Origin of the sequence: Chloroflexus sp., assembly GCF_049970315.1 — a bacterium.
GTDB lineage: Bacteria > Chloroflexota > Chloroflexia > Chloroflexales > Chloroflexaceae > Chloroflexus.
This window is the reverse complement of record NZ_JBMFNE010000001.1, coordinates 230,057-244,230: the sequence shown is the minus strand read 5'-3', so window position 1 is coordinate 244,230 and position 14,174 is coordinate 230,057. Positions and strand designations below refer to the sequence as shown.

General features: G+C 56.0%; 14 protein-coding genes. 2 read left to right on the top strand and 12 right to left on the bottom strand.

Annotated features, from left to right (window positions below):
- Positions 1-8: 8 nt before the first annotated feature.
- The 5 genes from ACP5OT_RS01020 to ACP5OT_RS01000 form a co-directional block, all read right to left on the bottom strand.
- Positions 9-1,457: a tetratricopeptide repeat protein gene (locus tag ACP5OT_RS01020; RefSeq protein WP_428131082.1), complete on the bottom strand. Its 1,449-nt coding sequence runs from the start codon at positions 1,455-1,457 to the stop codon at positions 9-11.
- A gap of 160 nt (positions 1,458-1,617) precedes the next feature.
- Positions 1,618-1,800, bottom strand: a complete 183-nt coding sequence (locus tag ACP5OT_RS01015) for a zinc-ribbon domain-containing protein (protein WP_424675336.1) — start codon at positions 1,798-1,800, stop codon at positions 1,618-1,620.
- 460 nt (positions 1,801-2,260) lie between these two features.
- A complete protein-coding gene (locus ACP5OT_RS01010; protein ID WP_428113161.1) occupies positions 2,261-2,566 on the bottom strand; it encodes a hypothetical protein in 306 nt (101 codons plus the stop codon).
- A gap of 676 nt (positions 2,567-3,242) precedes the next feature.
- Positions 3,243-3,707 carry a hypothetical protein gene (locus tag ACP5OT_RS01005; RefSeq protein WP_424675293.1) on the bottom strand — a complete coding sequence of 155 codons (465 nt, stop codon included), beginning with the start codon at positions 3,705-3,707 and terminating at the stop codon, positions 3,243-3,245.
- 317 nt (positions 3,708-4,024) lie between these two features.
- Positions 4,025-4,297: a hypothetical protein gene (locus tag ACP5OT_RS01000; protein WP_428131080.1), complete on the bottom strand. Its 273-nt coding sequence runs from the start codon at positions 4,295-4,297 to the stop codon at positions 4,025-4,027.
- Positions 4,298-5,017: 720 nt separating this feature from the next.
- Between ACP5OT_RS01000 and ACP5OT_RS00995 the strand changes: the two genes are divergently transcribed.
- The gene (locus tag ACP5OT_RS00995) at positions 5,018-6,112 is read left to right on the top strand and encodes a site-2 protease family protein (RefSeq protein ID WP_424676033.1); all 1,095 of its coding nucleotides are present in this window, start codon (positions 5,018-5,020) and stop codon (positions 6,110-6,112) included.
- A gap of 69 nt (positions 6,113-6,181) precedes the next feature.
- The gene (locus ACP5OT_RS00990) at positions 6,182-7,045 is read left to right on the top strand and encodes a fumarylacetoacetate hydrolase family protein (RefSeq protein WP_424676032.1); all 864 of its coding nucleotides are present in this window, start codon (positions 6,182-6,184) and stop codon (positions 7,043-7,045) included.
- A 69-nt stretch (positions 7,046-7,114) separates the two neighbouring features.
- On the opposite strand, the gene ACP5OT_RS00985 is transcribed toward ACP5OT_RS00990, so the two are convergent.
- From ACP5OT_RS00985 to ACP5OT_RS00955, 7 genes are all read right to left on the bottom strand, one after another.
- Positions 7,115-8,650 carry a flippase gene (locus ACP5OT_RS00985; protein ID WP_428131078.1) on the bottom strand — a complete coding sequence of 512 codons (1,536 nt, stop codon included), beginning with the start codon at positions 8,648-8,650 and terminating at the stop codon, positions 7,115-7,117.
- Entirely contained in the window at positions 8,647-9,612 is a 966-nt protein-coding gene (locus tag ACP5OT_RS00980; protein ID WP_424676030.1) for a glycosyltransferase family 2 protein, read from the bottom strand. Before ACP5OT_RS00980 ends, ACP5OT_RS00985 begins: the two co-directional genes overlap by 4 nt.
- 110 nt (positions 9,613-9,722) lie before the next feature.
- Complete coding sequence (locus tag ACP5OT_RS00975) at positions 9,723-10,109, bottom strand: response regulator (protein WP_424676029.1); 387 nt, start codon at positions 10,107-10,109, stop codon at positions 9,723-9,725.
- Between the two features lie 13 nt (positions 10,110-10,122).
- Positions 10,123-10,554 carry an ATP-binding protein gene (locus tag ACP5OT_RS00970; protein ID WP_424676028.1) on the bottom strand — a complete coding sequence of 144 codons (432 nt, stop codon included), beginning with the start codon at positions 10,552-10,554 and terminating at the stop codon, positions 10,123-10,125.
- On the bottom strand, positions 10,551-12,074 hold the full coding sequence (locus ACP5OT_RS00965) for a PP2C family protein-serine/threonine phosphatase (protein WP_424676027.1): 1,524 nt from the start codon (positions 12,072-12,074) through the stop codon (positions 10,551-10,553). The genes ACP5OT_RS00970 and ACP5OT_RS00965 overlap by 4 nt, the downstream gene beginning before the upstream one ends.
- 7 nt (positions 12,075-12,081) lie before the next feature.
- Positions 12,082-12,420, bottom strand: coding sequence for an STAS domain-containing protein (locus ACP5OT_RS00960; RefSeq protein WP_424676026.1), 339 nt, complete (start codon positions 12,418-12,420; stop codon positions 12,082-12,084).
- Positions 12,421-12,472: 52 nt separating this feature from the next.
- Positions 12,473-14,173 (bottom strand): sugar transferase, encoded by a 1,701-nt coding sequence (locus ACP5OT_RS00955; RefSeq protein WP_424676025.1) that lies wholly within the window; start codon positions 14,171-14,173, stop codon positions 12,473-12,475.
- Between the last annotated feature and the right edge of the window lies 1 nt (position 14,174).

Here is a 14,174-nt window from a genome sequence, read left to right as displayed (position 1 = left end):
ACGCCGCGTCATCGCCCCTCAATCAGTGCAAGCGCCGTCTCTGCCCGTCTACGCCACCGGCTTGCCGGCGCTTGATCGGCTACTGCAATGAGTGCGGCGCTACCTCCGGCCAGATCACCGGTTGCACTAAGCGCCAAGCCGTAGTAGAACCGAGCCTCAACCCCTGCACCGGCAGCAAGCGCTGTCGCTGCGGTATCCCGTGCATCGGCAAAATCGCCACAGTAGTAGCGAGTACCGGCGAGAATCGTCAGCGCCTCCGGATCAGACGGCTGCGCATTGACTGCCGCTTGCGCGGCCAGTAACCCGCTTGTACAACGCTCAAAGCCACTATCGAGATGAAAACGGGCGGCCAAGGTAACGTAGCGCGCTCGGTCGGCAGCCGGTGCTACGATCACCGCCTGTTCATAGGCATCGGCGGCGGCAACGAAATCGCGTTGTGCCAGAGCCAGCCCGGCTTGGGCCAACGCTACCGCCGGGCCGCTGATGCCGGCGTCGCGGATCCGTTGTAACCGTGCGGCGGCAGCATCGAGGTCTCCACTGTTGACATAGGCCAGTGCCAACAGTGGGCCAAGCCGTGGATCGTTCGGGTGTGCGGTAGACAATTGTTCGAGTTGCTCAACGCCTTGCTGACGGTCGCCGAGCCGGAGATGAGCATAGGCACGATAAATGGCAGCAGCTAATCCATATGGCCCTGCTGGATCAACCTGCGCAAAGAACGCGAGAGCGAGACGGTCATAGCCCAGATCGAGCGCCAATTGACCAAGCAGTTGTGGTCGCGCTGCTGGTTCTGCCGCTAACACCTCGGCCAGTGTCGCCGGATCGGGCGTCGGTAGTAACAATGGCCGTAACAGTGGATCGGACGGCACATCGGTGGATACAGCAGGGAATACCGGCGGTCGCGCCGGGTCAAGTAACGTTGTGAGCCATGCTCGTCGTATCATGATCAACGATGCCCAATCGGTAGGCAATAACTCAAGAGGTACACGGTGATAGCCGACCAACGCCTCCTGAAACCGTCCGGCAACGAGATCATCATCGGCCAGCAACACATCACGTACTGCGCAATGGATTGGCGTGCAGACGGTCAGCAACTGCCACGTGCGACGCGCCGCATCGCGGTCACCCTCCAGCAAAGCAACGTCGCCGAGATAAAGCACGGCACGCTGATAATCCGGTGGACGCAGCCCGGCCTGAATAGCGGCTGCTAATGCCCGACGCGCCGGATCGGCCTCACCTCGCACCGCATACACAATGCCACGGCGCAACGCTGCCTCGGCCAGATCGGCACTGAGCGCCGTGTACGTAGTGAGGGCAGCGTGATACGCACCAACGGCAAATTGCGCGTCGGCTGTCCGGAGCGCATCGTAAGGATCAGGACGGAGCGCGATAGAGACAGCGATATACGCCGTTAGCGTAATACCGAGCCAAGCAATGATCCGTTGCCAACGATGATTCACGGATATGTGAGTCGAAGTGGTATCAATGCAGCGTTAGGAGGAACTGCTTATCTGAGTGTCGAGCAATTCGCATGATAGCTTTGGTCAACACAACAATAAGCTTTTGTACCCAACCGAGAAGCACTGTACATAACGCAACCAGCACACCGAGTTTCCACCCTCACTCTTCCTCATCCTCCGACAGGGGGGTGGCCGCGCGCCGCCGTAAGGATGCGGCTTCTCGACGATTGCGGCACTTGGGGCAACGTGTCGGCTCGTGAAGAAAGCCTTTATCAGCGTAAAACTCCTGCTCACCCGCAGTGAAGATAAACTTCGCGCCGCAACTGCGGCAAATCAATTCCATATCGCGGTAAAAGATTATAGCCATAAGCGCTTACCGAATGTATGAGCAATAGACCGCGTTTTTATTGTACCATAAGCAACGCACCATGTGCATGGAGACCGACACTACACGGCAGCGCGTGCTTCGCACCTACTGGTACATTGATTGGCAACGACGTCTCTTCTTAAAAACTCAACTGCCCCGACTGAGCACACGCTCGTTCTACCAGACGACAACCAGGTCTAGCCTAATCCAGGCGCGTGCAGAGGCCGAAAACCGGCCTGGAAGCGCCGTACCTCTGCTGCGAGCACGAGAGCAGCCGCCGGCGTCCTTGCAGGGCCTCACACTCCCAGCCCCACGCACCTTCTCCCCTCCCCTTCATTGCGACCTCCTTGAGACAACGGTTCAGCCGTTCATGGGAAAGAGTTCACTTGATCAGATGTATGACTCCTGCGCGCTTCTGCACCAACACCTCGCCTCCTCACGGCCCCTTTACCACCAGGGGTAGGTAGAGCGGATAGCCACCTGAGGGCACGGGCGGCTGGCAGAAAACGCGCACACTGTCATTGCCCAGTACTATTTCATTGCTCGCATTATAATAGTGCCAGCGCAGACGGAACAAGCTGGCATTGCCCAGCTTGGGCGTCAGCTCAAGGGCGGTTGTTCGTGGCGCGACGGGATAACTTCCCCCAACCCACCAGTGCAGCCGCACCCAACTAGTGCTCGTGAGGATATCCATGTCGGCGATCTCAGCGTCGAAGCCGAGCATGTAGTCGGCGTAGGACACGAACACTTTCCCCCACATGCTTCGACGGAGACCCAGGGCGTGATGAGTCGTTCGTCCTGGGTTGCCCCGGGACCGGCGGCGTCCGAATCCACGATGGCAAACGGTGGTTCGAAGGGTGGGCCGAAATTGCGGTTGCCGGGGTTATCGGTGGTCCATGTGCGGGCGGCCTGATTGCCGGCGTTATTCCCCCCGTCTACAATTTCCAACGTGCTGGGGATGTCGTGGTCGAAACGCTCCTCCAGCAAGGTTATCGGCGGCGCAAACCAGGCAATACAGGTCATGTTTCGATTTAGTGGACCTATCGTGATGTCAGACGAAGAGCCGGAGCAGTCGCCCAGCCAGCGGACGGAAATGGAGCCAGGGGCAGGTGAAGCTTTCAGCGAGACGTAGTTCCTCCATGGATAACTTTCCGTACAATCCCTGAAGAAACACCTGCGGTGATCGTGCAGTTAATGGTAAGTCAAAATCCGTTACCACTCCGCTCCCAAGGCCTGTGCCGCTTATCGTCACCGTAAAGGTGGTTTGGGTCTGAACAGGCTCGTTGCGGACAGTGATGCCCACCCACAGGGCTGTTGCGGTGAGCAGAAGCCCAGGGAGAATCCGGAGAAACCTCCGAGCGTTATTACCATTGCTCTTCATATCCGTCACCTCCTTTTCAGATTGCGTACATTACTACCTACTGTGCTCGGACCACCAGCGGCAGATAGAGCCTGTGAGCCGGTCCCGACGGCGGGCACTGGTCTCCAACCATGGCGGAAGACGCGACAGGCGTAGCGGAGGAAACGCTCACGGTGGCCGAAGAAACCGCCGGCGTGGCGTTGGATGTGTATACGACGAGACCAGCCGGGGACGGCACCGCCGAGGGGGTGCCGACGATGGCCGACGCGCAGTCGGACAGATCCCCCTGCCCGTCCAGCTTCAAAACCCACGCATCAACTCCGCCGGCCCCGAATGACGCCGTGAGTCCCGCAACCACGTATCCTCCATCCGCAGTCGGATAGTTTGCCTGGGCCAAGTCCCAATCTGGCCCGCCGTAGGTCTTCTGCCACTGAATATTGCCGGAACCATCCAGCTTGAGCACCCAGAAGTCACCGTCAAAGTCGCTGAAAGATTGGGTATTGCCGGCGACGATGCAGCCCACTGGAGGTTCCCCGCATCATCTAGTTTCACCGCCAGCACATCGTCGTCCTCCAGATTCCCATTCATCCCAACTATGGTGGTCCCTACCAGCAGAACACCACCGTCGGATGTGGTCACCATATCCCCCAGGCTAATGCTTCCGAAGCTAGGATGCTTAGCTCCCAGCCCTGCTGAACCGTGCCATCCACGTTCAATTTCAACAGGACAATAGAATATGTATACTGACCTGTCCGATAGTCGTAGACGGATCGGTTCCCTCTCAAGAGGAATCCCCCATCAGAAGTCTGAACCGTGGAAGACAAGAACGCTCCTGTTCCTCTAGAAGACCCCATAGGTGCGGCTCCACTGCACGCTGCCTGAGACTTCCAGCTTGATCACCAGCGCCTGCACAGGAGAGGGGTAGCCAGGCGAAGTGCTGCCCACTAGCAGAAAACCATCGTCGGAGGTGGTCAGGATGGTTCCTGCTCCCTCAATGGCGCCGCCGTCGTAAGTGCTGGTCTGCTCCACGTTCCCGGCCGCATCCATCTTTGCCAGGTAGATGTCGCGGTCGGTGGAACCGACCAGCCAGAACCCTCCATCCGTGGCAGCCACAGCACGGCCGGTCCATTTGTTCCCGTCTCCATACGTCCGGCTCCACTAGACATTCCCGGCAGCGTCTATCTTGACGACATAAGGTCCTAGATACCAGGGTGAGTTTCGGTGGGTAAAACCGACCAATATCAACCCGCTATCAGACGTGGGTAGCACCGTAATAACTCTCTCATTGCTCCCTGCCAAACCGTAGCTTCGGTGGAAGCGGGGTCCAGCCGCGGCACCGCTCGTCGCGGCCTGGTAGACAACTGCCGGCCCACCGGCGACGCCCGTGAAGGGAATCCTCCACCACCCGCTCATCACCGACGCGAGCATAGCCACCATGATTAGCATGCCGTATCGTAGTCGCTTCCCTGTCCCTTGGTTTAGACAGCTTGACTGACCAAGATATGGGAACACCAATTTTCCTCCTGTCGGTCTTTCACGATTCTGAGCGACGTGGAATTCAACAGCATCTGTTCGCAAGCGAGCAGGCGTGGCGACGACTCATTTCCTTCGCCATCATTGCCAAGGGGTATCTATACTGCTAGGGGTCCCTATTACCCCTTCGCCGCACCCTCCGCGTTCGCGGCGCCTTGGCGTTACCCCTTCGCCGCACCCTCCACGTTCGCGGCGCCTTAGCGTTACCGCACTTTGCCTTCGCCCAGCGCAATGCCATCCGGGTGATGCGATTGTGGTATGATGAACTGCAACCTTAAATAACGAGAAGGATTCGCTACTATGTTCGACCTCGATCCTACCGTTGCCCTCCGCATGCTGGTCACTGAGGTGATGATAGTTACGACCGGCGAGGAGCTAGTTCACGGCGAACAACGCGCTTTTCGCTACCGTGGTCAGTTGTTACGCGAAGCGCAAGTAGCCCACGATGCGATTGTGACCCGTGCCCAAGCACTCGGTTATACACCATTGTTCCAAGCCGATCCGGCCGGCGCCGCTATTCTGTTTATTCCCACACCTCCCAAAGCGCCACCGTCGCGGCTCTGGTTAGCTGTGCTTCTGTTTGTCTTAACCGTCGCTTCGACAATGTTCGTCGGCGGGCAAGAGTACATCGAGAGCACAGGGCAAGTCGTCTTTAACTGGGGCTATGCACTTAGCTTTAGCGGTTCGTTATTGGCCATTCTGCTCGCTCACGAGATGGGGCACTTTATCGTTGCCCGCCGCGAGAAGGTAGCGGTGAGTTATCCCTTCTTTATCCCGATGCCGCTATTCCTTCTCGGTACGATGGGGGCCTTTATCGCCATCAAAGATCTCGTTCCCAATCGACGCTCACTGTTGGCAATCGGGATCGCCGGGCCATTAGCCGGCTTGATCGTAGCCATTCCTGTGCTTGCCATCGGCCTGAGCATCTCCGAAGTGAAGCAAGTTGTTCCGTTACCGGGCAGCTTTTCCGAAGGCAACTCATTGCTCTACGCAGCTATGAAAATTCTGATCTTTGGCCGCTTTTTGCCGAGCGGTGGTGAAGATGTCTATCTGCATCCGGTGGCACTGGCCGGCTGGGCCGGGTTACTGGTGACCGGTCTGAATCTGCTACCGGCCGGCCAACTCGACGGTGGTCATATCTTTTTTGCGTTGTTTGGCCCGCGTGCGGCCCGGATCATGAGTATGATCGTTGCCGTTGCCTTGCTCGGTTTGGGCTTTTTGTGGTCGGGATGGTTTATTTGGGCAGTGATGATTGCCCTGATCGGACAACAACGCAGCCCGCTGCGCAACGAGATTTCACCACTAGAGGGACCATGGCGCTGGTTGGCGTATCTTGGCCTCTTGACGTTTCTTCTGGTCTTTACACCCATTCCGATTACTGTCACAATGCCGTAACGCATAGGATCGTATCTCTGTGAAACTACACCGGAAGACCGCAGTATGAGAGTTTGTTGGGGAGGCTGTATGAAATTGTTGACGTACCGATACGACGGAGTTGAACGTGTAGGCGCGCTGCGCGGTGATGAGGTGATCGATCTATCGTCGGTGGCAGCATCAATGTTGGCGCTCATTGAGGGTGGACCGTTGCTGTTGGCCGAAGCGCGTAAGGTAGTAGAGGAAGCCGCCGGTGGTCCGGCATTGGCCGCCGTTGAGCTGCGCGCACCGATCCCTCGACCACGTAAGAACATCATCTGTCTGGGGATGAACTACGCTGCCCACGCAATCGAATCTTTGCGCGCGAAGGGATTGCCCGAAAAATTGCCGCAACATCCGGTTTTTTTCAGCAAGATGCCCACGGCTGTGAATCATCCGAATGCGCCGGTACCGCTGTTGGCGCACGTGTCAACGCAGCGCGACTGGGAGGTAGAACTGGCAGTGGTCATCGGACGACAGGGACGCGATATTCCGGCGAGCGAGGCTTACGAGTATGTGTTCGGCTATACCATTCTCAATGACGTGAGCGCACGTGATTTGCAGTCACGGCACCAACAGTTCTTCTACAGTAAGAGCCTCGACGGCAGCGCTCCAATGGGCCCGTGGATCGTTACTACCGATGAGATTCCCGATCCACACGTCCTTGGCATTCGCCTCCGCCTCAACGGAGCGTTGGTGCAGAACTCGGTGACCCGCGATATGATCTTCGATATTCCGACCTGTATTGCCACCTTTAGCCACGGTATTACGCTCGAACCCGGTGATATTATCGCTACCGGTACTCCCGCCGGTGTCGGTATGGGGATGACGCCGCAGCGTTGGCTGAAGGCTGGCGATGTGATGGAGGCCGAAATCGATGGCATCGGCGTATTGCGGAACGTCGTTGTGGAATAGACTTCGTCATACCCCATGTTGTCGCACAGCATTAGGGGCGGTTTTGGTCTCTCGCCCCTAATGAGCCAACTACCCTACACCAACACGCCCTAACCGACGACGCACAAACGGAAGCCGTTCGAGAACTTTGACCAGCGCATCTTTGATCAGCGTCATCTCTTCGTTCGGTAGCGCACGGAAGGCCAGTACCAACCCAATATAAACAACTGCACCAAGCGGCACACCGAGCAAGAAAAATGTAGTTGCACGCAGCCACCAAATCGCCGCAACCATCCCAATCCCGGCTACACCGGTCAATACTGCTACCCGCCAATTCTGCGCGCCGAGCGTTCCTTTCGGCAAGGTCATGATGGCAGCAACCAGAATACCCAGCTCGGTGATGGTGTAAGCCAACGCCCCTCCTAACGCACCATTATCAAATGCTTGATCTGTCCACGGCACCAACACAAAATCGAGCGGAAGGGTAGCCACCGTTGCGGCAATCATGATGATGTTCAGTACAGCCGTGCGCTCGGCAGCGATCAGTAACTGGCTCAACACCGTATTGAGATACGTACAGATCAGCACCAGACCCATCACGGCCAGCACCGCGCCGGTAGGCCGGAACGCTTCGCCGTAGAGGAGCAGCGCAATCGGTTCGGCCAGTGCCAACAATCCCAAGCCGATCGGCATACTCAGCGCCAGCATAATGTTGAAGATCGGGCGAACCGCTTGGCGCAAATAGTCTTGACCGGCGGCAAAACGTCGGGTCAGTGTAGGGAAGATCACGGTACCGATAGCAACCGGAAAAAACATCAGCGTACCGAAGAGATTGACCGCCGTACCATACCATCCTACCGCCTCTGTTGAGGCAAAAAGGGCAATAAATAGCCGGTCAACCTGTTGGTAAACCATCAAGGTCAAGGCCGTCACCAGATATTGTTTCGATTCAAGGAGCATCTGACGAGCAGCTACCAGATCAATACTCCAGCGTGGTTGGTGCTGGCGAAAGAGAAAGAAGGCATCGCCGAGAAACGCAACAAAGGCTGCTAACACGTTGGCCCAGCCGATCCAGATCACGTCAAACCCGGCAAAGAGCAGCGCGAGGCTAACGGCAGTCAACACCACCTTACTAATCACCGTCACTAAAGAAGCATAATGGGTTTGCTCGAGACCATTGAGTGCTGCGATCAAGCCGCCGCTGAGCACGGAAAAGAGGGTCATCAAACCGATAATCCAGATCAGCGCCGTTTGGGTGGGATCTGCCGAAATCACGGTTAGATCATACCCAAAGACCACCAAACAACTAACAGTCCACAACCCAACCCGCACCAGCATACTCGTCCCGATCAAAACACCGGTACGCTGCGGCTCACGGGCGACGGCTTTCATCAGGAACGTATCCATCCCAAACGTGATTAGCACACCGGCAATCATCCAGATCGAGAGCGCAATCGAAAGCTGTCCAATCGCAAGTGGTCCCAGAATACGGGGCTGAAAAATAGCCACCAGGAACGCCATCGCCCATGTCAGTAACTGGGCAGCCATCATTGCACTCGCATTGCGGGCCAGGCGCATTCCACTGATCGGTGGTGGAACCGAGTTAGTCGAGGCCTCAGTACTCACGGCAAAACTCCTCTCTGTGACCGATCACTGGATAACTGATCGAGTGGTACATAACAGCACGTAGTCCGATTCACCGGATAGTGCCAGCTCTTACTGAGGCCGACGAAGGGGTAATAGAGTTGGTCAAGACCGAGTAGTACTTTATCGCGACAATGCCATTTGATAATGCCCGACACAATCTGACGTAACCCTTGGCTCAAAAGCCACTCACCCAACAACACCAGCCCACCAAGATCACCACAGCGCACATATTTGCCGGCAATAGCGCCGGCACCAATCCCGTAGGAACGAAAACTCCGCCGCACCCCATGCCAACTTTGCCAATGGTGATGATATGCAACCGCTTGCGGTGTAAAGACAATCCAGCCACCAGCCTTGAGAGCGCGGTAGCCTAGATCACGCTCTTCCCACGCCCCCAGCGGCGCACCTGCCCCAATCAGCTCATCAAAACCGCCGAGCCGCTCAAATGCATCGCGCCGCATCCCCATGTTGTGGCCGTGACCGAAGCCCAAATTAAACCGATTGTTCCGAAACACGCGGCGCATCCCGTTGCACGTACCAAGTACTAACTCATCAGTATCGGTCAGGTGTGGCCCCGGCAGCACTGCACCAAATGCTAGCCAAACCTGTTCATCACGTAACTCGGCTACCAGACCACCGATCCAATCCGGATCGAGCACACAATCGTCGTTGGTGAACAGGATATACGGTGCGCTACCCATTGCCGCTCCGGCATTGCGCGTCGCCGAAATACCACATACTGGCCGTCGTAGATAGCGGATGCGCGGGTCGAGATCGGCGTGGCGGCGAACACACTCTTCCGTGCGGTTGTCTTCGCTCTGGTCAAGAACCCACAGGGTAAATAGGGGATACGTACTCTGGCGAATGCTGGCGATAGTAGCGTCGATTGCGGCGCCTCGCCCATAGGTCGAAATGACGACATCCACTGACGGCGTACTCATAGCCTTGCTACCTGCCTACTGCCATGGTCGTTGACGACAGCAGTGTACGCCCAAAAGCTTAAACTTCGCTGAAATGGGTATTACTCATAGTTAACGGGATCGTCACGTTCCTAAGCGGATCGTTTGATCGAAGGTTGACACATCAGTCGCTCAATCTCGCCGATCAAGTCGTCAGAATCGAACGGTTTGGTTAAGAAAGCGTTGACCCCAACACCGGCTGCCTTCACTTCATCCTGCTCTTTCGGGCTTGCGGTAATCATAATAATCGGCAATGTAGCGTAGCGCTCATCGGCACGGATCGCACGTACCAGTTCGATCCCGTCCATGCGCGGCATCGTCAAATCGGTTACAACGAGATCGACTGCAAACTGCTCAAGCCGGCGCAGCGCTTGTTCACCATCAGCAGCAGTGACCACCGTATAGCCATGCTGTTCAAGGACAAAACTCATAAGCCGATGGCTTGGCATGTAGTCATCCACGATCATAATCGTCGTCATGAGAGTTTGCTCCTTATGCAAGATGTTTCATCAGATGCCAGTGATTTCCATCAGTGCGTGATGTATAACTCACCCGATCCATCAAATGACGAATAAGAAACAGGCCATAACCGTGAATTTGTGCCTCGTTCAGATCAGGCTGTGGCACCGATTCGGGTTCAAACGTTTCGCCGGTATCGTACAAATCAATTTCTAGTCGCGGCGGCTGGGAATGGAGGGTGAGCGTGATGCGGATCCGCCCCTCACCGTCACGCCAATGCCGATAGGCATGACTGACAATATTGGTACAAACTTCGTGAGCTGCTAATTGCACATTATAGACTAGCGTCTCGTTGTGCACACCGATCTGCCGGAGCATTTCGGCAATTGTTTCGCTCAGCAAGCGCAGGTAGGCATAGCGAGCCGGCAAGTCGAGCCGGATTACTTCACTGTGTTGCAGGCTCACGGCTCCGCTCCTTTAAGCACAATAAGGGTCTGATCGTCATCTTGCGGATGACCGGCACTAAACCGATCGATAGCGCTGAACAGGCCGTCGGCAATCTCACGCGCCGATCGTTCGGCCAATTCATCAATTGCAATTAATAAACGCTCAATCCCGAACATTTCATCGTCTGCATTGCGTGCATCACTAAAGCCGTCGGTCGCAACCACAAGCAGATCACCCGGCCTGAGCGGCAGATAACGATTTTGAAAATGATTTACCGGCAAAATGCCTATCGCAGTGTTGTCGGCCAACAATAGTTCGGCGTTGCCACTGCGCGGACGGTAAATAACCGGAGCGTGACCAGCATTAGCGTATGCAATCTCTCGGTGTTCGGCTTCGTATTGTCCAACAAAAACGGTAGCAAAAACCCCAATCCGGGTAAAATCGTTGTAGAGGTCCTCGTTCGATTGTCGCATCACCGACGCCGGTGTCGGCGAAGGCATAAACTGCGCTTTACTATGTAATGCAGTGCGCGTCATTGACATCAACAGCGCCGCCGATACCCCTTTCCCACTCACATCACCAATCGTGAAAATGAACGGGTGATTGGGAACGGTTATGAAGTCGAAGAAATCACCACCGACCTGAAGCGCCGGTCGTGAATAGGCGTACAGGTCAAGACCGGGTACTTCGGGCAACGTCCGTGGCAAGAGATCGGTCTGCACCCGACGGGCCAGATCCATCTCGCTCCGCAGCCGCGCTTGCTCGATCATTTCCTGATAGAGCAAGATCCGCTCAATTTGAGCACTAGCTTGCTCGGCAATCGCCCGTCCCAACTTCAATTCTGGTGCGCCAAAATCACCACTCCGATCGATCAGGCCGATGCTCGCCATGATCATACCGCGTACCCGGATCGGAAGGAGTAAGAGATTGCGCACACCGGGTGGCCGTCGCAGATCGCCATCACTTTCATTCAATACGATGGGGCGATCTTCGGTTTGCAGTTGCCAATGTAACCGCCAAATACTCTCCGGACTCAAGCGTTGTGGCGATGATTGCACGAGCAACGGTTCACCGCCATTGGTCGGAACATACGTTGCAAACCCGGCCTGTGCTTTTACCATCCGCTTCGCTTCAACAATGACCGTATCGAGTGTCTCCCGGATTGTCACCAAATCACGCATGGCTTGGGTGAGCCGGTAGAGCGCCAACTGTTGATCTTGAGTGGCAACGAGATCGGCTGTCATACATTGCAATTCGTACTCAAGCTGCAAGATATAGCCGATCAGATTCGCTTCAGCTTGCAACCGGCGACGCGCAGCTTCATCGCGCAAACCGGTCAACCGCAACTCACCGGCGACCTCGCCGTATTGGTAAATGGGGGCCGTGATGTCGGGTGCCAAGAGCCGTTGCCCTGCCGGCCAATACGCTAATGCCCTGCCATTCGCATAAACGCCAAACGCCTGCGCACCATGTGCTAACCACGCCTCGGCAAGTGCTTGAATGCGGTCGTATTGCAGGCTGAGTAGAGGGATCAACATGGGCGCCTCATGCATTCAAAACGTTGAGCGCGTGTTCTGCATCAACAAAGATGTTAAACGCTTTATCGAGCCGTGTCAGTTCAAAAATCATGAGCACCGGACGACGCAAACCACACAGAGCAAACTCACCTTGCACCTGTTGACACCGCTTCATCGCCGAGACTAAGGTCGCCAGCGCGGTTGAGTCAACGAAGGTCGTTTCCGAAAGATCGACCAGTACCCGTGCTCGGGGGGCAGTAGTCGCCTGTTCGAGCCAATGTTGCACCGGCGGCGCAGTATTGGCGTCAAACCGACCTTCAATCGCCAGTACCGATACATTGCCGACGGTTCGCGGCTTCATTTCCATGGTTGCCAATCCTCCTTTAGCGCAAACTAAAAAAACGCTCACCAACAGTTTATCACCGGCTTTGTGGTGGCGCGAGATCGGCGGTGAAAATCCGACCGCTTGTTCGCTTCGCCTTTACCCGACGGTACCATGCAATTGGAGTGCGGATCAACAGATTCAAATCACCTTGCCAGGTATGCGTTGCGCTGTAGTATACATCGGCTATAATCACTGCATCCAGATCATCATCGGCAGCTTGGAGATACCACAAACCGGTCACCCCGGGAACAATCTCGTGCCGCCGCTGCTGCCACTCTTCGCGCAACCGTTCAGCTTCTTGCAGGGTCAGTGGTTTGACCCCAACCAGTTGTAAATCACCCCGTACCACGTTCAACAATTCAGGCAAGCGGTGGAACTCATAGGCTTCTAACCAAGCCCCAAACCAGAGATACCGTCCATCGGGGTGACGAGTGCGCCATCGCCAGAGAGTGAAGGAACGCAAGGTCGTTTGGCCGTTTGGCAACATTACCCGTTCACCAACCCGCGGTATGCCTACCAGTGGCCGGCCACCACTACCAATAGTCGCCAATAACCCCGTCAGTAACCATAACGGGCTGAGCACGATCAGGGCAATCAGAGCGCCGATCCGATTGAGCGTGCCGGCCAGCCGTCCTATCCCGGCGGTAGCCGCCGATACCCGCCCGATCAAGAATGGATCGACGATGGCTGTCTGCTCACCGGTCTCCGGATCAATAATCATACCGGGATAGACGATCCGCTGATTGATATTGACCAACTGACCAACATAAGTATCGGCCCAAATCGTGCTCGCGGTGACCGTAGCTTCATCGTCGATCATGCACCCTGCACCAATGACCGTACCGGGACCGAGTTCTGCTTCACGCCCGACCCAACAGTTGTCACCAATGTAAAGCGGTGGTGCGATGCGGACACTAGGATGGATCGAGTCGTTCCGCCCCACCCAAATCCCAGGTGCAATCTTACGCCCACCGATCGAAGGGTATCGGACCGTCTCGACCGGTCCATCGGTGATCGTCGGATCAAGGGCACGATAGGCACTGTAGAGAAAAACCTGTTGCGCTGCGTGGTAATCGGTTAGGGTATGCAAGGGATTCCAATAGCCCTGCAACAGAAAACTCTGTATCGGAATGTCTTGCTCAAGCAGACGTGGCAGGAGATCGGTGGCAATCCGATAGCGAGTACGCAATGGAATCTGGCTCAAGAGGGGCGGTTCAATAATATACGCCTCGGTCAAAGCTACGGCATGTGGTGCAGACGTATCGGGTAGGATGGCCTCAATCAAGCCATTGCCGGTTACAATCGCTCCCGGCGTTTTCCATTGCTTATGCGGAGCATGGGTAATGGCAGTGATCATTGCCCCACTCTGTCGATGATAGGTCAGTGCCTCCTCAATGGGCAAATCGATAATTGCGTGACCCGGTAGCACAAGACACGTCTCGTTAATCAACGACCCTACCCAACGTAACGCACCCCCATCGGCCCACGCTTCGTTGAGCGTCACGTATTCAATCTCCACCCCCCATCGTTTACCACTGCCAAACGCAGCCGTGATCGGCGCGCTCTGTTCGTATAAGGCTATCAGGATGCGCCTGACACCGGCACGCGCCAGTATCTCAACCGTTGTCGCCATCACCGGACGATCAACAATCGGGAGTAACACATTCGGCAAGACATCGGTCAGTGGGGCTAACCGCCGATCCTCTGCTGTCGCTATCAAGAGGGCCATTGTCATC

What these genes read in the sequence shown, in the direction of transcription:
- ACP5OT_RS01015 (WP_424675336.1), bottom strand. Translation starts at nt 1,800, where the DNA reads ATGGAATTGATTTGCCGCAGTTGCGGCGCGAAGTTTATCTTCACTGCG.
- ACP5OT_RS00995 (WP_424676033.1), top strand. Translation starts at nt 5,018, where the DNA reads ATGTTCGACCTCGATCCTACCGTTGCCCTCCGCATGCTGGTCACTGAG.
- ACP5OT_RS00990 (WP_424676032.1), top strand. Translation starts at nt 6,182, where the DNA reads ATGAAATTGTTGACGTACCGATACGACGGAGTTGAACGTGTAGGCGCG.
- ACP5OT_RS00980 (WP_424676030.1), bottom strand. Translation starts at nt 9,612, where the DNA reads ATGAGTACGCCGTCAGTGGATGTCGTCATTTCGACCTATGGGCGAGGC.
- ACP5OT_RS00975 (WP_424676029.1), bottom strand. Translation starts at nt 10,109, where the DNA reads ATGACGACGATTATGATCGTGGATGACTACATGCCAAGCCATCGGCTT.
- ACP5OT_RS00965 (WP_424676027.1), bottom strand. Translation starts at nt 12,074, where the DNA reads ATGTTGATCCCTCTACTCAGCCTGCAATACGACCGCATTCAAGCACTT.
- ACP5OT_RS00960 (WP_424676026.1), bottom strand. Translation starts at nt 12,420, where the DNA reads ATGGAAATGAAGCCGCGAACCGTCGGCAATGTATCGGTACTGGCGATT.
- ACP5OT_RS00955 (WP_424676025.1), bottom strand. Translation starts at nt 14,173, where the DNA reads ATGACAATGGCCCTCTTGATAGCGACAGCAGAGGATCGGCGGTTAGCC.